This window comes from Erysipelotrichaceae bacterium 66202529 (assembly GCA_017161075.1).
Taxonomy (GTDB): domain Bacteria; phylum Bacillota_I; class Bacilli_A; order Erysipelotrichales; family Erysipelotrichaceae; genus Clostridium_AQ.
In genome coordinates this window covers 32,061-53,786 of sequence record CP046174.1, presented here as the reverse complement: position 1 = coordinate 53,786, position 21,726 = coordinate 32,061, and the positions used below count along the sequence as shown (strand labels likewise).

Annotated in this window: 20 protein-coding genes; 10 read left to right on the top strand and 10 right to left on the bottom strand. The window is 40.0% G+C overall.

The window, feature by feature from the left end:
* Positions 1–18: 18 nt before the first annotated feature.
* From aroF to GKZ87_00220, 5 genes are all read left to right on the top strand, one after another.
* Positions 19–1,035 carry a 3-deoxy-7-phosphoheptulonate synthase gene (gene aroF, locus GKZ87_00240; GenBank protein ID QSI24028.1) on the top strand — a complete coding sequence of 339 codons (1,017 nt, stop codon included), beginning with the start codon at positions 19–21 and terminating at the stop codon, positions 1,033–1,035.
* Complete coding sequence (gene aroA / locus GKZ87_00235; protein QSI24027.1) at positions 1,035–2,297, top strand: 3-phosphoshikimate 1-carboxyvinyltransferase; 1,263 nt, start codon at positions 1,035–1,037, stop codon at positions 2,295–2,297. The genes aroF and aroA overlap by 1 nt, the downstream gene beginning before the upstream one ends.
* The gene (locus GKZ87_00230; GenBank protein ID QSI24026.1) at positions 2,294–3,142 is read left to right on the top strand and encodes a prephenate dehydrogenase/arogenate dehydrogenase family protein; all 849 of its coding nucleotides are present in this window, start codon (positions 2,294–2,296) and stop codon (positions 3,140–3,142) included. The genes aroA and GKZ87_00230 overlap by 4 nt, the downstream gene beginning before the upstream one ends.
* 11 nt (positions 3,143–3,153) lie before the next feature.
* Positions 3,154–4,092 (top strand): CPBP family intramembrane metalloprotease, encoded by a 939-nt coding sequence (locus tag GKZ87_00225; GenBank protein QSI24025.1) that lies wholly within the window; start codon positions 3,154–3,156, stop codon positions 4,090–4,092.
* 225 nt (positions 4,093–4,317) lie between these two features.
* A complete protein-coding gene (locus GKZ87_00220) occupies positions 4,318–5,082 on the top strand; it encodes a hypothetical protein (protein QSI24024.1) in 765 nt (254 codons plus the stop codon).
* Here the strand turns inward: GKZ87_00220 and GKZ87_00215 are convergent.
* Positions 5,036–5,803: a nucleoside/nucleotide kinase family protein gene (locus tag GKZ87_00215; GenBank protein ID QSI24023.1), complete on the bottom strand. Its 768-nt coding sequence runs from the start codon at positions 5,801–5,803 to the stop codon at positions 5,036–5,038. The two genes, GKZ87_00220 and GKZ87_00215, sit on opposite strands and share 47 nt — an antisense overlap.
* Before the next feature lie 427 nt (positions 5,804–6,230).
* On the opposite strand from GKZ87_00215, the gene GKZ87_00210 reads away from it, so the two are divergent.
* Positions 6,231–8,006: an ATP-binding cassette domain-containing protein gene (locus GKZ87_00210; GenBank protein ID QSI24022.1), complete on the top strand. Its 1,776-nt coding sequence runs from the start codon at positions 6,231–6,233 to the stop codon at positions 8,004–8,006.
* 70 nt (positions 8,007–8,076) lie between these two features.
* On the opposite strand, the gene GKZ87_00205 is transcribed toward GKZ87_00210, so the two are convergent.
* The 5 genes from GKZ87_00205 to GKZ87_00185 form a co-directional block, all read right to left on the bottom strand.
* Complete coding sequence (locus tag GKZ87_00205) at positions 8,077–8,445, bottom strand: nuclear transport factor 2 family protein (GenBank protein QSI24021.1); 369 nt, start codon at positions 8,443–8,445, stop codon at positions 8,077–8,079.
* Between the two features lie 218 nt (positions 8,446–8,663).
* On the bottom strand, positions 8,664–8,915 hold the full coding sequence (locus GKZ87_00200; protein QSI24020.1) for a hypothetical protein: 252 nt from the start codon (positions 8,913–8,915) through the stop codon (positions 8,664–8,666).
* Positions 8,912–9,400, bottom strand: coding sequence for a helix-turn-helix domain-containing protein (locus GKZ87_00195; GenBank protein QSI24019.1), 489 nt, complete (start codon positions 9,398–9,400; stop codon positions 8,912–8,914). Before GKZ87_00195 ends, GKZ87_00200 begins: the two co-directional genes overlap by 4 nt.
* Positions 9,401–9,688: 288 nt before the next feature.
* Positions 9,689–10,237, bottom strand: coding sequence for an anaerobic ribonucleoside-triphosphate reductase activating protein (nrdG, locus tag GKZ87_00190; protein ID QSI24018.1), 549 nt, complete (start codon positions 10,235–10,237; stop codon positions 9,689–9,691).
* Positions 10,230–12,575: an anaerobic ribonucleoside triphosphate reductase gene (locus GKZ87_00185; protein QSI24017.1), complete on the bottom strand. Its 2,346-nt coding sequence runs from the start codon at positions 12,573–12,575 to the stop codon at positions 10,230–10,232. Before GKZ87_00185 ends, nrdG begins: the two co-directional genes overlap by 8 nt.
* A 668-nt stretch (positions 12,576–13,243) precedes the next feature.
* Between GKZ87_00185 and GKZ87_00180 the strand changes: the two genes are divergently transcribed.
* The 4 genes from GKZ87_00180 (at position 13,244) to GKZ87_00165 (ending at position 17,552) form a co-directional block, all read left to right on the top strand.
* Positions 13,244–13,723, top strand: a complete 480-nt coding sequence (locus GKZ87_00180; protein ID QSI24016.1) for a PTS glucose transporter subunit IIA — start codon at positions 13,244–13,246, stop codon at positions 13,721–13,723.
* Between the two features lie 21 nt (positions 13,724–13,744).
* On the top strand, positions 13,745–14,581 hold the full coding sequence (locus GKZ87_00175; protein ID QSI24015.1) for a PRD domain-containing protein: 837 nt from the start codon (positions 13,745–13,747) through the stop codon (positions 14,579–14,581).
* 144 nt (positions 14,582–14,725) lie between these two features.
* Positions 14,726–16,102 carry a PTS glucose transporter subunit IIC gene (locus tag GKZ87_00170; protein QSI24014.1) on the top strand — a complete coding sequence of 459 codons (1,377 nt, stop codon included), beginning with the start codon at positions 14,726–14,728 and terminating at the stop codon, positions 16,100–16,102.
* A gap of 19 nt (positions 16,103–16,121) precedes the next feature.
* Entirely contained in the window at positions 16,122–17,552 is a 1,431-nt protein-coding gene (locus GKZ87_00165; protein ID QSI24013.1) for a family 1 glycosylhydrolase, read from the top strand.
* Between the two features lie 197 nt (positions 17,553–17,749).
* Here GKZ87_00165 and GKZ87_00160 read toward each other — a convergent pair whose 3' ends face one another.
* The 4 genes from GKZ87_00160 to rsmI all read right to left on the bottom strand — a co-directional run bounded on the left by GKZ87_00160 (position 17,750) and on the right by rsmI (position 21,725).
* Positions 17,750–19,399: a HAMP domain-containing protein gene (locus tag GKZ87_00160; GenBank protein ID QSI24012.1), complete on the bottom strand. Its 1,650-nt coding sequence runs from the start codon at positions 19,397–19,399 to the stop codon at positions 17,750–17,752.
* Positions 19,383–20,063: a response regulator gene (locus GKZ87_00155; GenBank protein QSI24011.1), complete on the bottom strand. Its 681-nt coding sequence runs from the start codon at positions 20,061–20,063 to the stop codon at positions 19,383–19,385. The genes GKZ87_00160 and GKZ87_00155 overlap by 17 nt, the downstream gene beginning before the upstream one ends.
* Positions 20,064–20,127: 64 nt before the next feature.
* Positions 20,128–20,823: a GNAT family N-acetyltransferase gene (locus GKZ87_00150; GenBank protein ID QSI24010.1), complete on the bottom strand. Its 696-nt coding sequence runs from the start codon at positions 20,821–20,823 to the stop codon at positions 20,128–20,130.
* A gap of 44 nt (positions 20,824–20,867) precedes the next feature.
* Positions 20,868–21,725, bottom strand: coding sequence for a 16S rRNA (cytidine(1402)-2'-O)-methyltransferase (rsmI, locus tag GKZ87_00145; protein QSI24009.1), 858 nt, complete (start codon positions 21,723–21,725; stop codon positions 20,868–20,870).
* Position 21,726 lies beyond the last annotated feature (1 nt).

The following is a 21,726-nucleotide window of genomic DNA, read 5'->3' as shown; positions in this document are numbered from 1 at the left end:
AAAGCGGAGGGAACAGATATGATTATCACAATGAAAAAGAGTGCAACAAAAGCAGATATAGAGCATGTAATGAAGCAGCTGAAGGATAAGGGATTACAGATTCATGAAAGTATCGGAGAGAATCTAAATGTCTTTGGTGTTGTTGGTGATACCTCACAGGTTGATCCAAAGCGTATTGAGGCAAACAAGCATGTGGAAAGCGTAGTCCGCGTATCTTCCCCATATAAAAAAGCAAGCCGAATGTTTCATCCTGAGGATACCATCGTAGAGGTCAATGGCATTAAAATCGGCGGTAAGGAAAAAATCGTTGTAATTGGCGGTCCTTGCTCCGTTGAAGGAAAGGATATGATATGTCATCTGGCTCATGAGGTAAAGGGAGCCGGAGGTGAAATGCTGCGCGGAGGAGCCTATAAACCAAGAACCAGTCCATATGCATTCCAGGGTATGGGCACAGAAGGAATCCTTGCTCTGGCTGAAGCACGGAAGCAGACCGGACTGCCTGTTGTAACAGAACTCATGAGTACAGACAAGCTGGATGAATTTGTTGAGCATGTCGATGTTATTCAAATCGGTGCTAGAAATATGCAAAACTTTGATCTGTTAAAGGCAGTGGGAAAAACAAATAAGCCGGTATTACTGAAACGCGGTCTTGCCAATACGATAGAAGAATGGATCATGTCCGCAGAATACATTCTTTCAGAAGGAAACACCAATGTTATGCTGTGTGAGCGTGGAATCCGTACCTTTGAGCCTTATACCAGAAATACCTTGGATCTGAGTGTAGTTCCTATTATCAAAAAGAAAACACATCTTCCTATCATCATTGATCCAAGTCATGCGACCGGTGACTGGGAGCTGGTGGAGGCTGCTTCACTGGCCGCTATCGCCGCAGGTGCCGATGGTCTGATCGTTGAGGTGCATGATCATCCAGAATGTGCATGGAGTGACGGTGCACAGTCTTTAAAACCGGATAACTTCAGGGAACTGATTCGCAAAGGGAAAGCAATCGCCAGTGTGATCGGGAGGGCGATGTAATGAAGGCCCGCGTTGCACCCACAGCATGCAGTGGACATGTGGCAATACCTCCCAGCAAAAGCATGGCGCATCGTGCCATTATCTGTGCTGCACTAGCACAGGGAACAAGCGTCATAAAAAATGTCGCCTATTCACAGGATATCAAAACCACAATTGCCGGTATGCAGCAGCTGGGTGCCGATATCCGAATGGATGAGGATCAGGTGACAATTACCGGGATTCAGGATTTCTCAATCCAGAAGAAAGAGGTGTTCTGTTGTGAATCCGGTTCCACACTGCGCTTTTTCATACCGATCTTTTCACTCTGTAATCAGGAAATCACCTTTACCGGACAGGGTCGTCTGATGCAGCGTCCGCAAAAGGTGTATGAGGACTTATTTCATTCTCAATCGCTCTTTTTTGAACAGGATGCTTCCGGTATTACTATCCGGGAATGTCTGCGTCCGGGAGACATTACGCTGAAGGGCGATGTCAGCTCACAGTTTATCAGTGGTCTGCTGTTCACTCTTCCTATGCTAAAGGAGGATTCCACTATTCATATCCTTCCTCCATTTGAATCGAGAAGCTACGTTGATCTGACTCTGCAAATGCTGGAAACATTTGGTGTGCATGCATCGTTTACGGATGAGCTCACCATTCATATTCCGGGAAATCAGAAATATAAAGCAGCCGATTATTCAATTGAAGGTGATTATTCCCAGCTTGCCTTTTTTGCAGTGCTTGCGGCTATAAACAATGATCTCACAATCACCGGAGTACATCATAACTCGCGCCAGGGTGATAAGAAAATACTCAGCATTTTAAAAGACTTCGGTGTTCGTATGGAAGAAGTGGAAAACGGCTATCATATATATAAAAGCAGGCTTCACGGCAATGCTGTCGATCTTGCGGATTGTCCGGATCTCGGGCCAATTCTGACAGTGCTTGCCATGTATTCCCCGGGAAATACACATATTTATAATGCCGGACGTCTGCGTATAAAGGAAAGTGACCGTATTGAAGCAATGGAACAGGAATTGCGAAAATTTCATGTAGATATACATTCTACTGAAAATGAAATTTTCATATCCGGCGGTACTGATTATACGTGTGACACTGAACTATCTGCACACAACGATCATCGTATTGTCATGGCACTCAGTGTTGCGGCTTCCTGCAGCAATTCCATATGTACAATCGAAGGTGCACAGGCAATCAACAAAAGCTACCCAACATTTTTTGATGATTTAAAAGCTATTGGTGGAAAGGTGGAGCTGCTATGATACAGGAAAATACACGGTTTCTAATTGTTGGCCTTGGATTGATTGGCGGCAGCTATGCTATGGGCCTGAAAAAAAACGGCTATCATGTAGATGCAATAGAAATTAACCAGCTCAGCATTGATTATGCTTTAAAGCATGATATTATTGACCGGGGCTCTACATTTGATATTGACTATATAAAGGAAGCTGATATTATAATAAGTGGACTATATCCAAACATGACAGTAGACTGGATTACAACCTATCAGAAATATTTCAAACCGGGTGCTTTAATTACCGATGTGAGCTCTGTGAAAACAGGCGTGGTGAAGCCGATACAAAATATTATTCGCAAGGATGTGGAGTTTATCAGTTCCCATCCAATGGCAGGTAAAGAGGTCAGTGGCGTAAAGTTTGCGGATGACTCCATTTTCCACATTGCAAACTTTATCATCCTTCCAACAGATAACAATTCCCGGGAAGCGGTAGACACCATGCGTCAGTTTGCGGATATTCTTGGCTTTCGTAACATCTCTGAGCTTACGGTGGAACAGCATGACGAGATGGTTGGCTTTGTTTCCCATCTGACACATGCGATTGCGGTATCCCTTATGAATACGAATGATAATACACATCTTGTGGAATATACAGGTGACTCCTTTCGTGATCTGACGCGAATTGCAAAGATCAATGAGAATCTGTGGAGCGAGGTATTCTTTCTGAATAAAGAGAATCTGATTCGTGAAATTGATGATTTTATACAGGAGGTCAATCATTTAAAATCCAAGCTGGAGGAAAATGACAAGGACGGTCTGAAGGAATTGTTTATTCAATCTACTGCTCGAAGGAAGCTGTTCGACCGATAGGAGGTAGCTATATGGATCAAGAGCCTTATCTGGAAGAAGAATCAAAAGATGTGGCATGTAAAAAGGATTGCAAAAGCATTGCGGCTTCACTGCTAGTTTATAACCTGCTTCTGATAGCTGCCGGATTGATCATTGGTATGGTGAGTGGAGCCTTTATGATAAAGGGAGCCTCTGCAACAGATATAGAAATTATTATCAATATCCTCAGCATGATCTGCAGCAGCCTGATGATTTTGTTTACCGTAGGAATGTTCAAAAAAAGACTGAAGGTAAAGCTACCATTCACCATGAGCAATGATTGGAATTTTCTGACCATTCTGTATTATACAATCATCGGTATGGGATTATCCTGCGCAGCCGGGTTTGTAATACAGCTTGTGAACCAATTTCTAACGGATTTTGGTGTGACCATGACAACACCTGATTTCTCAATGACAACGGATTTTACATATAATCTGATTATCGTATTGTCTGCGTGTGTCATTGCCCCAATCTTTGAAGAGCTTCTGTTTCGCGGTTTGATTTTGCAGACATTAAAACGCCATGGGAATGTTTTCGCCATTGTTGTGACAAGTCTGTTATTCGCAATGATGCACGGGAATCTTCCTCAGGCTGTTCCCGTGTTTGCATTAAGCCTTGTTATCTCCTATGCAGTTATAAAAACAGGAAGTATTCTGCCGGGTATTGCAATCCATTTTCTGAATAATTCCTTTGCGATGATAGAAGGCTCCTTCCTGGTGGATGATCAGATATCCACTGTATTCATAATTATTGAAGTGCTGTGTATGCTGTATGCGTTCTTTATGCTGTACCAAAAACGAATTGCGATTCGCAATTATATCATACACAACAGAGGCTATAGGATACGTGTATTCTTTGGAAACTGGATGTCAATTCTCTTCCTCATATTCTGTATCGTAGCCATTATCAGCAGCTTTAAAATTCTGTAAGGATATAAAAAGGCTATATACAGCCGCCTCTTACAAAATTGTATCTGAAAAAAATGAAGGAAAGAAAGCTCCTAACCTCTTGTATTTATTACGCCTCACAGGAGCCTTCCTTCTTTTTTCGTTCTTAGTATCAAAAGCAGACAAGAACCATGACTTGCAAAGTTTCTCTTTTTCCTATTGCAGTTTCCGAGAAAGGTGTCCATACTAAAAGCAGGAGATGGTACCATGGAAAACCTTTTAAACGCCACAGCCTGGGAAATGACACAGCCACAGCCATATGGCACATTTCATATAATCATGCTGGTGATGGGCATACCGCTGACGATACTACTCGCCTGGAAACTGCGCAATGTATCGGAAACAATCTATCGCCGCATCCTGTTTGGTATTGCTGTATTTCTCATAATCTCTGAGCTGTACAAGCAACTGTTTCATTATTACATCATGGATAACCATACCTATGACTGGTGGATCTTCCCGTTTCAGCTTTGCAGTCTTCCCATGTACGTGTGTGCAATACTTCCGTTTATGAAAAAAAGCAGATGGCTCATTCCATTGGAAACATTCCTGATGGATTTCAATCTGCTTGGTGCTTTCATGGCATTGCTTGTGCCGAATGGTCTTATGCACCCCTATGTCACAATGACAATACACGCCTTTCTCTGGCATTTTATTTTATTATTTGTTAGCTTTCTTATCGGTTTTTCCAAACATGGTGATACTTCAATACAAGGCTTTCTAAAAACATTCCCCATCCTTATCATAAGTGTACTGATAGCAACCGTTCTTAATATTTTATTTCATTCCTATGGAGATATCAATATGTTTTACATCAGTCCCTATGAAATTACAACACAGCCGGTTTTTTCACAAATTATGCGGCATACTAGCATACCGATTGGAAATTTAATATATGTTTCCGCAATGTCTCTGGGTGCGTTTCTTATTCACCTGCTGTTCGCAAGGCTTCGTCAGCGGATTTTGAAATGATGCGATAGCCTCCATCCTCACAAAGCTCCCATACCTCATTACTGTTCAAATACTTATTTAACACACGATGTACATTCGCCCGATCACTTGCTTCATAAAAGGCTTCTGCCCTTTGCCTGGATATACCGCCCATACTTTTTCTGGTAATCAGACGCTCCTTCAGAAATTCTTCCTTTGCCTGTAAAAAAACGCTGTAATCACAGTGATTTACGAGACTGCGATATGGTTCTTCATCCAAAAGCAGGTAATTTCCTTCCACGAGAAGGATTTTTTTATTCACCAGCAGCTGATGTTTCACCGGATCATGAAGCTTGCGATTATAAACGGGCCACCAGGTATCCTGTTGCCTTGTTTCAAGAAGCAGCTTATCCAAAGCCTCTACATCGAAGGTTTCCGGAGCACCTTTTATCTCTTTTAGTTTTCTTCCATTGAGCATATGGGTATTCAGCCATGCATTCGTATGGTGAAACCCATCCATACCAGCATATTGGATATGTGAATATCCCTGTTCCTGTGCCAGTTTACATAATGCCATGACAAGTGTACTTTTCCCTGTGGCAGGAGGAGCAGCCAGAAATACGATCAATCGTCTGTTTTTTTCTTTCTGAAGCTGAATGAGATGTTGAAGAAAGGGAACAAATATCTCACGGATATCCCTTTCCCGAAACACAGCCTGTAACTGATATCCGTTAACCTCCAGCTCGAGTATTCTATTTTTCATATTATCACCCTTTCTTAAATTATAAGATATTTAACAAGCTTTTTCTATCATGAAGTATACATATATAAAGCCAGTAATCACCAATCATATGGTATTCCTTCTTACGTCCTTTTACTGAATAGGAATTAGGTGTATTAAGCCTTTACAATGAAAAAAGAGATTAAGAAAAATTCAGACAAATACCTACTGTTTATCCTGCCTTTAACATAGCAATACTTTTCTTATATTTATTTCTTTTATATGAACAAGCACATGATATGAAACACCATTATCATAACCATGCAGTTTATTTTCATAAAGCGTATGTCTGTAACAGGTTCACATTATTGATTGATATAATAGCTTACTTTTATAATCAGTGGATATGATTTGTAAGCAACTTTCAAATCGTGTATAATAATGCAGTATGTGAAACGGAGGAATAACAATGGAAGTCATGAAGAAATTCATTAGCTATTATAAGCCATATAAGACCGTATTTTTTCTTGATATGTTCTGTGCACTGGTGATCAGTGCCGTGGATCTGGCATTTCCACAGATTCTGAACTATTTGAACAGTACGTTTTATATAAAACCAAAGGATATGATTATGGACAGTCTGCTTCTTCTGGGAGCCGGGCTGCTAGTCATGTATATCGTTCGTGCTTTATGCCGGTATTATGTTACCGCACAGGGACACATTATGGGAGCACGTATGGAAAGTGATATGCGTCAGGATCTGTTTGATCAGTTTGAGCGTTTATCCTTCTCCTACTATGACCGTAATAATACAGGAGAAATGATGAGCAAGCTGGTTTCTGATTTATTTGATATTTCTGAATTCGCGCATCATGGACCGGAAAATGTATTCATATCCCTGTTAAAAATTATTGGTTCATTTTTACTATTGCTGTATATCCATGTACCGCTGACTCTGATTCTGATTGCAGTTACCCTTATCATGCTTTTATTCAGTATGTTTCAGAATAAGAAAATGCAGGCTACCTTTATGGATAACCGTCGTAAAATTGCAGGAGTAAATGCAAGCCTGCAGGATTCTCTTGCCGGCATCCGTGTAGTGAAATCCTTTGCCAACGAAGACATTGAACGTGATAAATTCTCACATAGCAATCAGCTGTTTTTACAGTCGAAAACAAATAATTACTATCGTATGGGTTTGTTTCATGCAGGAAATAACTTCTTTCAGGGAATGCTCTATCTGACAATTCTGGTTGCGGGCGGTTATTTCATTGCGAACGGAACACTGGATCCTATTTCTCTTGCGACCTATGCGCTATATATCAACATCTTTGTGGCACCGATTGAGGTACTGGTCGAGTTTACGGAGATGTTTCAGAAAGGCTATTCCGGCTTTAAAAGATTTCTGGAGGTCATTGAAACGGAACCGGATATTCAGAATGCGGAAAATGCACAGGATTTGAAAAATGTAAAGGGTGTCATTGATTACGATCATGTTACCTTTTCCTATAACGATGAGGAACATGTTTTAGATGATGTTTCCATTCATATAGAAGCAGGTCGTTCCATTGCCTTGGTTGGCCCAAGCGGCGGCGGTAAAACCACCATCTGTTCTTTGCTGCCTAGATTTTATGATGTTAAGAGCGGTGCTGTTAAGGTTGACGGACAGGATATCCGTTCCCTGACTCTGGAGAGTCTGCGCAAGGCGATTGGTATCGTACAGCAGGATGTCTATTTGTTTACCGGAAGTGTAAAAGAAAATATCGCATACGGGAAGCCGGGATGCAGTGATGAGGAAATCATTGAAGCTGCAAAGAAGGCTAATATTCATGATTTCATTATGAGTCTGCCGGATGCCTATGATACATATGTCGGTGAGCGTGGTACACGTTTATCGGGAGGACAGAAACAGCGTATCAGTATTGCGCGTGTATTTTTGAAAGACCCAAAAATTCTGATTCTTGATGAAGCGACAAGTGCACTGGACAATGAGAGTGAGCGTCATATTCAGAAAAGTCTGGAAGAACTGGCAAAAAACAGAACCTGCATCACAATTGCACATCGACTTTCAACCATTCGCAATGCTGATGAAATCATTGTTATATCGGAAAACGGTATGGAAGAACGCGGAACACATGATGAGCTGCTTGCGAAGGGCGGTACATATGCAAAGTATTATCATATGCAGTTTGAAGGCTTGGATTTTGATGAACAGACAAGAGAAACACTGCATTCCAAGCAATAAAACGTTAAAAAGCACGGTTTGATTTACGTGCTTTTTTCATATAGCATATTCTAAATATTTATGGGCTGTTTCAGGGTAACCTTGAATAATGCACATGTATCAGCTTTTTCCCGGTCGGATAAGAACGATAGACTTGCGTCTCTCTCCCCTTATTTATAATATGTTCCCCACTATCACGCATAATTGCATATAGTGTCCAGTAAAAGCGCACAATCGTGATATCACCAAATTCCTGAATTTTCACAGCATCCTGCTGAAGCTTTCGTTTTTCATACTGTGCCATCGCCCCGTGGTAAAAGGAGTCGATGATTGCCTGTAAGCCCTCTATTTCACCCTTTGGGAATATCATGGAGCATATATCCTGTGCACTCCAGACCTCACGAATTAGTGCTTCCTCACATGTATTTACGGAAAGGATATAGTTTTCCAGCTCCTTCATAAGAACATCACCTCAGTATAATCATACATATACGGAATGTATTTACAAGTCCGATTATCAGAAATTCACGTTTTCTGTTCGGTATCAAACAGAAATTTTCGTATTTCTTCCAGACTGTTACAGCTTTTCAGCATTTATTATAATACTATCATTATTTTTATTTAACTCACATGACAATATGGGAATTTATTTTTTAATACAAAACTAAACAATAATTTCTACAATGTAAGCTGAACAATTTCTCCATCTGCCGTCTTTATATCAACAATCATGACTCCCTTGTATTCTTTACTGAAATGCTTCAAAAGTCTCATACTCTTTTCTAACAGCTCCTTATCCAGTATCCATTGGATATCCGTCTTATCCTGAATCAACCTCTCAATCAACATATGTGTAAACACATTGTAAAGCATACAATTCGGAATACGAAGATTCAAATGACACGACTTCGCATGAATTCGTATTTTCATTCAACGATCACTTCAACATGATCCCCATTTGCGGAATCAACCTCTACCAGCTTACCAATTACACCACTTTCAATCATACGCATAATCATTTGAAGGTCGATATTTTTCATAGCTGGATTATCTGTCATTTGCGGAATATCCAAGCCCATATCTCTTGCCATCTTGACCAGAGCCAGCGGCAGATTGACACGCACCCGGTCTCCATGCTCTGTATCCACATAAACTCTTAAAAACATCTGTTCAATGCTCTTCCTCTTATCCTCCGGTATCAGCTCTACCACCGGTTCCTTTTCCTTTAACAAATCATCCAATGAAACATGAAAGTAATCTGACAGCTCAATCAAAATCGGAAGATCTGGCATGGAGAGATCATTTTCCCATTTTGATACTGCCTGTGGAGATACACCCATTTTGACTGCGAGTTCATCCTGTGTCATGCTTCTTGCTTTCCTAAGCTCACTTATTTTGGTTCCTAAAGATTTCATATAGCTTTCCGCCTTTCTTTACACTTCTTATTATAGAAACAATGCATGCATAAAGTAAGATACTGTTCGTTGAATCGCTCAACCACATGTTTCGTTTTTATCAACTGTAAGTAGAATACCCGCTTTTCTGCCAGCTATCACCAATATCTGCTATGATCGAACAACGTTTTTAGAAGATATTCACCCTTTTATGTATAGGCTAATTTCTACCTTCTATGCAAGCATTGAATACCTACCGCTGTCATGAATTACAAATATGGTGACATTGCGTATAAGAAAAGGATACAGCTAAGCATTCGCCATATCCTCTTTATTCAGCTTCTGATTCTGTTCATCCTTTTCTGAAAGAATTACTTTACCGCTTTTTAAAGACTTCTGTACATCTATAATCCTTTGATTGCGGCTTCCCTTAAAAACAAGACGGTAATCCTTTAACTCATTCACAAACCTTCCGTCAACCAATACATCAATTTGCATTAACAGCTCTTTTTTAAGTTGATCTGCAAGCAGCTCCTCAAAGGTAAACCCACTGTATGCCCAGATATTCAGCTTTTTTTCCTTTGCCGCCTTTATGATTTCCAGCAGCGGCTCTACCTGCAGAAACGGTTCGCCTCCGGAAAGAGTCAGTCCGGTTTGCAAGTGCGAAGCAAGTATCTGCTTTTGCAGCTGCTCAACAGAATAAACACTTCCTCCCTGCATATCCCAGGTCTGCGGATTATGGCAGTTAAAGCAGTGATGTATACAGCCCTGAGTCCATAAAACCATGCGCACTCCAGGGCCATCCACAAAGCTGTCCTCCTGCATAGGAGAAGCAAGCCGTATGGTTGTATTATCCATGCTTTACACGATCCCGTTCTTCAGATGCCTTTGCATCATTGAAGCGGTCTACCGTTCCTACCAGATAACCGGTGATTCGCCGGATCTTTTCAAATTTATATTCTTCTTCGCGCTCATCTCTGCCGCATTTCGGGCAGATATGTCCTTCAATAACACCGCTGTATCCGCAGCAAGGATCGCGATCGACCGGATGATTGATGCTTCCATAACCAATACCTGCATCCTTCATACAGCGCACGATAGATTCAAATGCCTCCAGATTATTGGTAGGATCACCATCCACTTCCACATAGGAAATATGTCCGCCATTCGTAAATTCATGGTAAGGAGCTTCCTTCTGAATTTTTTTGAATGCTGTTATATGATAATATACCGGAATATGGAAAGAGTTTGTATAATAATCTCTATCTGTAACACCCGGAATAATTCCGTAAACCTTTTTATCAATTCGTGTAAATCTTCCGGACAGACCTTCTGCCGGAGTGGCGATCAGAGAAAAGTTCAGACCGTATTTTTCTGTTGCTTCATCGCAGACCTCACGCATATGGCCGATGATTTTCAAGCCGAGCTTCTGAGCAGCTTCACTTTCTCCGTGATGCTCTCCGATCAATGCCTTTAAGCATTCCGCAAGTCCGATGAATCCAATCGTCAGAGTTCCCTGCTTGATAATTTCCTCCAGCGTATCCTCCCAGCTCAGATTTTCACTGCCGATCCATACACCCTGTCCCATCAGGAATGGGAAGTTCTTAACCTTCTTTTTCCCCTGAATTTCCAGTCGCTCCAGCAGCTGCTGAATCACAATTTCCATCTTCTCATCCAGTTCATTGAAGAAGGCAGCTTCGTTAAATTCACCGTTTACGGCAACACCGTGCTTGATACCCAGACGCGGCAAATTGATTGAGGTAAAGGAATTATTTCCTCGTCCTGTCGCAATTTCCGGCCCGTTGATATTGCCCATAACACGGGTACGGCAGCCCATGTATGTCGTTTCTGTTTCCGGATGACCTTCTTTATAATACTGTTTATTGAAGGGAGCGTCCATAAAGCTGAAGTTTGGAAACAGACGCTTTGCAGATACGCGCATTGCCAGCTTAAACAAATCATAGTTTGGATCTTCCGGATTGTAATTGATGCCTTCCTTTACCTTGAAAATCAGAATTGGGAAAATCGGGGTTTCTCCGTTTCCAAGACCTGCTTCCTGTGCGAGCATCAGGTTTTCACTGATCAGTCTACCCTCCGGTGTCATGTCCGTACCAAAGTTGATACTGGAGAATGGTACCTGTGCCCCTGCACGGGAATGCATTGTATTCAGGTTGTGTACAAAGGCTTCCATTGCCTGATATGTTTTTCTTCTCGTTGCTACATTTGCTTCCTTGTATGCAAACTTATTGATCAATTCAATCTGATCCTCACCAAGTCCAAAGTTTTCCTTCAGCATATTGTTCAGACAATGCAGGAAGGTATCGTCCATGATCATTGCTGCTGTTTTTCCTGTTTCCTTTTCGACAGCCTTGAATGGCTCTCTTACATCGGCATCCAGATTGATAAACAGCTCCAGAGCTTTATTCAGATTGCTGATATATTCCTTACGGAATGTCTTTGCAACACCCTTTGCAAGATAGAAGTCAAATGCTGGAATACTCTGTCCGCCGTGCTGGTCATTCTGGTTACTCTGAATAGCGATTGCTGCAAGAGCTGCATAGCTTGTGATATCCTGAGGCTCACGCAAATGTCCGTGTCCGGTAGAAAAACCACCGGTAAACAGCTTTTCCAGATCAATCTGACAGCAGGTCAGCGTACCCATGTTCATGAAATCCATATCATGGATGTGAATATCCCCGTTTTCGTGTAAAGCCGCATGCTGTGGATTCATCAGCTGACTCATACAGAATTCCTTGGATACCGCACTACCGTACTGCAGCATAGTTCCCATAGCTGTATTACCGTCGATATTGGCATTCTCACGTTTGATATCCGCATCATTGCTGTCCGCAAATGTGATTTCCTCAATGGATTTCATCAGTCTTGTTTTCATACTGCGGATTCTTGTACGTTCTGCACGATACAGAATATATGCCTCACTCGTTTTGGCATGACCTGTTTCAATCAGTACCTTGATAACTGCATCCTGTACGTTTTCCACGGTTGGTGTTGTACCCTGGTATGTATTATTCAGAAGATTTACGACTTTCTCCGTCAGTATTTCCGCTGTTTCATAATCTGCCTTGCTGCCTTCCTCCTGTGCCACTCTGCTTGCTGCCAGGAAAATAGCTCTTGTGATTTTTTCCGGAGAGAAATGTATTTCACGTCCGTCCCTTTTCTTAATGCTAGTGATCATAGAATCCTCCTTAACCTAGAACAATGACAATAGAAAATACACGCGGTATTTACGTGTATTCAAATTGTTTATGTTATAGATGAACCTTCATCTCTATTTGCTCTGCCATTTATTATACCTCAATTTCAGCGTTTGTGGGACTGTAAATGCTTTTTTTTATTTACATGAAAATGTGTAAGCTTTTTTCTTGTGATTTTTCTTTTATTTAAACTGGGTTAAATAGAAATATCTGTGATTTTCAGACTATCTTTAACCGCTATTTTCATAATAGTAAGATGCTAAACACAGCTATTTTGTTTCTTCTATATACTCCCTTTCCTAAAAAATCTAAGGGCATGTAAAATCGTATGACTCGCTAAAGATTGTTATTTAAAAAATAAATACAGTCTCATGATAAGCTGTGAAATAGTATTTGCATAAAAAGAACGTTTATTTGTTTGTTTCCTGCATTGTGAATCGTGAACAGGAGCACATCCCACTATATTTTTCCTTTTTTACGTTACCAAAAAATATTATTGACAACGTTTTCATCGGGTGCTAAGATATAGATGCAAATAAAAATATTGGATTGTAACTCTTCGGGAGGCATTACCTTAAACAGAATCAAATCTGTTTTTTTGTGTAAGCTGCTGAGGAGTTTTTTTATTTGTCAGAAAGGAGGGTATCCTATGTTTGGTGTATTTAAAAAGAAAGAAAATATCACATTATATGCTCCGGTTACAGGAAAAACAATTGCCATCACACAGGTTCCTGATAAAGTGTTCGCTGAAAAGATGATGGGTGATGGCATTGGCTTCCAATTTGAAGATTCAGTCGTTTATGCGCCTTGTGATGGCATCATCGCACTGGTTGCACACACCTCCCATGCAGTGGGGATTACAGCGAAAAACGGTGCGGAAATACTTATTCATATTGGGCTGGATACAGTGAATCTGAATGGTCAGGGACTGCATGCATTAGTTCAAACAGGGGACAAGGTAAAAAAAGGAACACCGTTGATAGAAATTGATCGAGCATTTATGAAAGAACAAGGCATTGATCTAACAACACCAATGGTTGTAACGAATACCAGTGAATACAAAATGACTATCGAAGACGCTGGAGGTCATGTTATAATGGGGGAGGATAAAGTTATTTCATTTGATTAGGAGCAGAAGGGAGAAATATTCATGAAGGTCATTAAGAAAATCAATAACAATGTAGCAGTTTGTATCGATAATGATGGACATGAATTGATCGCTTTTGGAAAAGGAATCGGATTTCCTAAAATCCCATATGAGCTTACAGATTTGAATAAAATCTGGAGGACCTATTATGGCATCAATCCAAGCTATTTAGGATTATTGAATGAGATTTCAGAAGATGTATTTGCATTAAGCATAAAAATTATAGATCAGGCAAAAATGCGAATTATGAATGAAATAAATTCAAATATTGTATTTACACTTGCGGATCATATCAATTTCGCGATTGACCGATATAAAAAAAATATGGATATTAAAATGCCATTTGTATATGATATCCAGTATTTATATGAAAATGAAATGTATATCGGCGAGTTCGCTGTTAGACTTATCAATAAAGAAATGAATGTTCATTTATCAAAAGATGAGGCTGTCAGTATTGCTTTGCATTTCATCAATGCTGAGAATATGCAGAGAAATGAAACAGATGAAGTTAATGAAAAGCAGATTATAAACGATCTTACCAATATGATTGAAGAGAACTTTGCTATTCATATTGATAAGGAGGGCTTTAATTACTCCAGATTCGTATCACATTTACAGTATTTGCTAAAGCGCAGAGAACAGGATACAGCGATAGCAAGTGAGAATAAAAAAATGTACGATTATATGAAAGAAACATATGAAAACACATTTCATTGTGTCCTTCATATCAGGGAATATTTGATAGAAGCATTGGCTTGGACTCTTAGTGAAGAAGAGTTATTATATCTGATGTTACATATCAATCGCTTATGTAGTAGAGAGGATTGTAACCATTAAGTTGGGCATTACCTCAACATAAGAGCACAGTATTTTTATGTGTTTTTGTGTTGAGGTTTTATTTTAGGCAAATTCAGTGTATTATCGCGCGAAATACATTGTTTGCATATATATATTCATAAAAAAATAAAAGGAGAAAGATTTATGGCGAAGAAAGAAAAATACGAAGATTTAGCAAATAGTGTTATTGATCTGGTCGGTGGAAAAGAAAATATAACATTTTTCACGCATTGCATTACACGTTTACGTTTTAATGTGAAGGATAAAAGCTTAGTGGAAAAAGAAGCTATAGAGCAAGTACAGGGGGTTATGGGTTGTCAGTGGTCTGGTGAGCAATTACAAATCATCATTGGTCAAGCTGTAGGTGATGCTTATCAGCTGATTTGTAAAAAAACAGGGCTTGCACAGCAGGACGCCGTTAATGAAAATCTGGATAGTGAGAAAAAGAAATTCAGCTTTGCGGCAATATTAGAAGGTATCACAGGTTCCATCATACCTTTGATTCCGATTTTCATGGCAACGGGATTGATTAAGGTTTTAATGGTTCTGGCGAATCTTGTAGGTATTCTTCCGGCAGAATCCTCCACCTATCTTGTTTTAGGATATGCAAGTGATGCTCCATTGTATTTTATGCCGATTTTTGTAGCGTATACAGCTGCTAAAAAGTTTAAGACTGATCCCAGCTTGGCGATGGGCTTATGCTGTTTATTAGTATTTCCTTCTCTAATGAATTCATTTACAGAAGGCACATCTGTTACACTGTTTGGATTGCCTATTTATGCAGCTACATATACAAATATGATATTCCCATCTATTATGGTTGTATTTGTAATGAGTTATGTGGAACGGTTCTTTAAAAAAGTGATGCCGGAAATCATTAGAATTATGATGGTTCCTCTGTGTACTGTTATTGTTATGCTGCCTCTTACGCTTTGCCTGATAGCTCCTGCAGGAATTGTTTTAGGCGATGGAATCACATGGATCGTGGAAGAAATCTATAACAATGTTGGATTTTTAGGTGTAGGTATTTTATCAGGAATATATCCTATTCTAATCGTAACAGGAATGCATTCTACATTGGCTCCGGTCTGCATGTCATTCTTTACTAAATTTGGCTATGATCCATTGATAATTCCAGCTTGTTATATTGCGAACTTTACACAATCTGCTGCAGCGTTTGCGGTAACCGTTAAATCCAAAAACAGGAATACAAAAGGTGTTGCCAGTTCAGCATCCTTAACTGCCTTTCTGGCCGGTGTTACAGAGCCTGCACTTTTCGGGGTCAATTTCAGATTTAAAACACCACTTATCGCATCTGTTATCGGCGGCTTTGTTGGTGGCTGTTATGCAGGAATTATGGGTTCAAAATTAGTCGCAATGAGTGGTTTGGGTGTATTTGCCTTAGCTGGATTCATGTCAACAGATATTATGAACTTTGTAAATTATATAATCGGTGTTGTGATTGCTATGGTTGTAACATTCGTTTTAACCTTGCTTTTATTTAAAGAAAAAGAAAACTAGTAGTTAGGAGATAGAGAACATGAGAAAAAACTTTTTATGGGGTGGTTCTACTGCCGCTAATCAATTTGAAGGAGGATGGAATGAAGGAGGAAAAGGTCCAAGTATCTGTGATATGATGACGAATGGCTCGTTGAAGGAGCCTAGATATATCACGAAAACGATCGATGAAAATTTGTTCTATCCAAATCATAAAGCAAGTGACTTCTATCATCATTATAAGGAAGATATTGCATTGATGAAGGAGATGGGGTTCAAGGCGTTTCGTATGAGCATCTCATGGAGCAGAATATTTCCAAAGGGAATCGAAGAAACTCCAAATGAAGAAGGCTTACAGTTTTATGACAACGTATTCGATGAACTGCTTGCGGCTTCCATAGAGCCAATCGTGACCATATCACATTATGAAAATCCGTTTTATTTAACAGAAACGTATAATGGATGGGCAGATAGAAGATTAGTTGATTTATATATTAAGTTTTGTGATACTATATTTAAAAGATATCAGCATAAAGTTAAATTTTGGCTGACATTTAATGAAATCAATGCGGGAGTATATTCCTTTGGTGGATATCTGGGATTAGGTATTCTTAATGAAGGAACAACCTCTAATTATGATCAGGTAGACATTCCACAGCAGAGGTTTCAGGCTTTACATCATCAATTTATCGCATCAGCAAAAGCTGTTCAATTAGGACATAAAATCAATCCAGACTTTAAGATTGGATGTATGGTTGCTTTAACAGCGAATTATGCTTATTCATGTAATCCTGAAGATCAATTAGCAAATCAAAAATCATGGGAATACTGCAATTATTATTGTGGGGATGTACAGGTAAAGGGTGAATATCCTTATTTTGCAAAACGAATATGGCAAGAACATAATATAGAAATCAAAATGGAGGAAGGAGATAACGAAATTTTAAAGGCTGGTACAGTAGATTTCTTTTCCTTCTCCTATTATATGAGTAACTGTATTTCAACGGATAATTCCCTTTTAAAAACAAAGGGAAATCTATTTGGCGGTGTTAAAAATCCTTATTTAAAGGCAAATGATTGGGGTTGGCAAATTGATCCTTTAGGGCTGCGTTATACACTAAATGAACTTTATGCAAGATATCAAATACCACTTATGATTGTGGAGAATGGTTTAGGTGCCATCGATGTAGTAGAGGATGGTAAAATTCATGACAGCTATCGTATAGAATATTTAAGAGAACATATCAAAGCGCTGAAGGATGCCGTTGATATTGACAATGTTGATTTAATTGGTTTTTGTCCATGGGGATGTATTGATCTTGTCAGTGCCGGTACAGGAGAAATGAAAAAGCGTTATGGTTTTGTTTATGTGGATGCTGATGATAAAGGAAACGGAACCTATAATCGCAGCAGAAAGGACTCCTTTTATTGGTATAAAAAAGTAATTGCGTCCAATGGTGAAGATTTAGATTAACAGAAGATGAAAATTAGAGGATACAGGGTGCTGCCTTTAGGCGTTGCCATTGTATTCTTTTTTTCTAAATAAGAAAGCGTACAATATTCATACGAATATCATACGCTTTTCTATATTATAATCTGTTACATATTTTTATTGTGATTTTCCATTACCATCAGACTTCGGAAACAGGATATCATTACAGTAAAAAGCTGCTATTTCATTATATCTGCTTCTTCAGTTTTGCAGTAAGGCAAAGAGAACCAGAAAATGCTTCCCTTTCCTTCCTCACTATGTACCCCATACGCTGCCTTATGCAGCTCCAGGACTGCCTTTACTATACTCAGACCAAGTCCACTGCCAACCTTGGAGCGTACATGTGTCTTATCCACCTTATAATAACGTTCCCAAATATACGGAAGCTTATCTTTTTCGATACCGGGACCATGGTCGATGATTTCAATACGTACGCTGTCCTCATGCAGCCGTTGCCGCACAATGACCTGATGATCCTCCCCGCTATAATTGATTGCGTTATTGATTAAATTATAAATAACCTGATCCAGCTTAATGATATCTCCCAGAACCGTAACATCCTCTGTATATTCAAAGCGGATATCATATTCATTCTGTTTCAATAAGGTTTCATACCGTTTGATAATGCTTTGTATTTCCTTTGTGAGATTCACCTGTACAGCATTCAGCTCCTGTACCCCTGCCTGCAGCTTGGAAAGATCCAGCATATCATTTACCAGATTGGTTAGCCGCTTAGTTTCATCTATGATAATCTGTACATTCTCCGGTGTATTTTCACCAGGAATATCACGCATTACCTCTCCATATCCGCTGATCATCGTCAATGGTGTGCGCAGATCATGGCTCATATTCGCAATCAGCTCACGCCGCAGATTTTCCACCTTGCTAAGCTCCTTTGCGGCATAATTTAAGGTATTGCTCAACTCCTCTATTTCCAGATATCCCTTGCCGTTAAATGCCACATCATATTGTCCTGTCGCAAGTGTCTTCGCACCGCTGTTAATAGAAATGATCGGACGTGCAATCTTTCTTGAAAGATAAAAGGCAAGAAGGAGCGCAACGATCGTCAATATTGCCGCAATGATGATAAACTGTGTTTTGATTGTTTCAATCGTCGCATTTACAGGCGTCAGCTGTGCATTGATTACACTGATTTTCATATGGGAATTACTTCCTCTGACTACACTGATGTAGGTCATGTTTTGTACTCCCTTGGAAATTTTCATATTTTCTTTATTGCGACCATCATTTTTTATATCTGATGTGATTCTTGTTGGAAAGGCTTCGGGACGCGGTATCATAAGACCTTCCTTTGTTAAAGAAAAACGAAAGGATTCAAAAGGAACCTCTACCTTGGCATTGTCTTCAATCAATTTAGAAGCAATGCCTGTATCCTTTGTCATCGCCTCCTGTTTCAGCTTCGTTATAACATCCGCATGAGCAGCATAGCTGGTTGACTTGCTGAGCATGCATTTACCATCCCCCTCATTTCCCATGATTGGATCCTTACTGGTATCCTCATCATAGACAATGACACAGAAATCACCATTACGCGCAATGCTGGAAATTTTCGTTTTATAGGTATCAGCATCCATGGTACCATCCAGCTTCTGTGTAATTACCTCATTTACCTCATTTGCTGCATTCTTTACAGAATTGGATTTGATAAACATATAGAATTTTTCCAGGAAGAAGACCTGAAAAAACCAGAGAACGGCGATGATAATGATAATAAAGAATACCAGTGTGACAAAAATTTTCCATTTGACGCTGATTGGCTTTTTAGCTTTTGGAAGAAAGTCTGGTTTCTGTTTATTTTTCTGTTTCAAACCGGTAACCTACACCGCGCAGGGTTACTATTAAGCGGCTGTAATCCTGCAGACTTTTTCTCAGCAGCTTAATATGCGTATCCAGCGTCCTGTCGTCACCATAAAAATCATAGCCCCAGACATCATGTATCAGCTGCTCTCTTGTCAAAGCTATTCCTTCATTACGTACCAGATAAAATAAAAGTACGTATTCCTTTGGTGACATTTCCTGTTCTTTATCATCAATAAAAACCTTACGCGCAGTAAAATCAATTTTCAATCCTTCATATGTATAGATATCCTTCTTTTTTGTATTCTGATCACCATGATAACGCTTCAATATCGCACTAACGCGCATCATCAGCTCCTTTGGTGAGAACGGCTTTACCACATAATCATCAATACCGATTTCAAAGCCATGAATCCTGTCATATTCCTCTCCTCTTGCGGACAGCATAATAACAGGTGTTGAAGCATCCTTCCTGATTTCCTTTACAGCAGAAAAGCCATCCAGATTCGGCATCATAATATCCATTATAATCAAATCATATGCTGCCTGCTTACACTTCTCGATAGCATCCATACCATCAACTGCTTCCTCAATTTCATGTCCCTCAAATTCGCCGTACTTGCGAATCATGCTTCTGATTCGTTCCTCATCATCTACTATTAACAGCCTGCTCATGTTATCACCTCTATCTGTATTATAACTTGAAATACATACCCTTGTGTGATGATTTTATGAATATTCAGGGAAAATACCAGTAGGTTAGCTTTTCATTTGTGATCATACCTGCTTTTCTTTGAAGCTGGATGCTGGCTGTATTATCAGATACAATTTCACCATAGGGTAATCTTCCCCGCTCCAGCTGCTTAGCTATCATCACCTGCTCCAAAGCGACTGCCAGTCCCTTTCTTCTCCAATTTGGATGCACCTCCAGCAAACCGATGCTTTCCTGATCGTGAACACCGATAAAGCCGCACAGCTCATCACCATGAAAAGCTCCATACATACCATCCTTCAGACATTCTCCGATATAGCTCTCATTCGCAAGAGATTCCATGGAATGACGATACAGTGAAATTATCATCTGCATATGTCTAGTATCCAGCCTTTGTATTGTAAAGCCATCCGGAAGCTGTATCTCAGGTGGTGCAGTCTTCGTATAGACACAATGTACACATTCCAGTTCACAGGTCAGATTACGCATAGTATTCAGCCAGGGCTCTGTATATTTATCATGAGCAACCAGTATATCAAAATGTACAGGAAGATGCTCGATGATCCTTTTGCCGGCTTCTAACGAACTGGCAGCACTATATAAAATTTTTGATACTCTCCCCTGTAATAGCAATGCATCCTCTGTTTCATATAAAACCGTTCCTCCTGACCTTTTGCACTGCAGCATATCAGCATACAGACAGACATCCTGTGTTATTTCCATATTCATCACCCTCTCTTTTGAAAAAGAGCCCTTTCCAGGCTCTTTCAGCATAATCCATGGTACTGCTTGTAAATCTCATTTTTACTGAGTCCGCGCTCTCTTGCCACCCGCTTAATTGCTTCATTGGTTGACAAGCCTTCCTTTATATAGGAATTGATTTGTTCATGCACCAGCGGCATGGCAGAATCCTCCCCCGGCTCCTTTGTTTCTCTGGAACCTTCCATGACGATGACCATTTCACCCTTCAGCTCATCTGCTGTTTCCAGAATTTCCTCAATCGTACCGCGGAGAAATTCCTCATGCTTTTTGGTAAGCTCCCGGGCCAGGCAGATTTGCCGGTTTCCTAAAACCTCCAGACAGGAAAAAAGCATCTTTTTTATGCGATGCGGCGCTTCATAGAAAACCATAGTGAACGGATAATATTTCAGCTCATACAGCTCCCGTATGCGTTCCTTCTCCCCCGATTTTAAAAATCCATAGAACAGAAAGTGTCTGGTATCCATACCGCTTGATACAAGTGCATTTAGCATGGCATTGCTTCCGGAAATCGGCACGACATTAAAGCCCTCTTCAATAACCTTTTGTGTCACCACACAGCCCGGATCACTGATCAGCGGATATCCTGCATCGCTCACAAGGGCAATATCCTGTCCCTGACGCAAAAGCTCCAGCAGTCCGTTTGCACTCTGTGCCTCGTTGTGCTGATGATGGGATATCAGTCTTGTATGTATACCGAAATGTGTCAGCAGCTTTAATGTGTTTCTGGTATCCTCTGCCGCTATTACATCTACAGACTCCAGTACCGTCAATGCTCTTGGTGTCATTTCCTGCAGATTTCCAATAGGAGTAGCCACCACATACAGTGTTGCTTTTTCATTTTCAAAACTTTTCTGACGATTCATT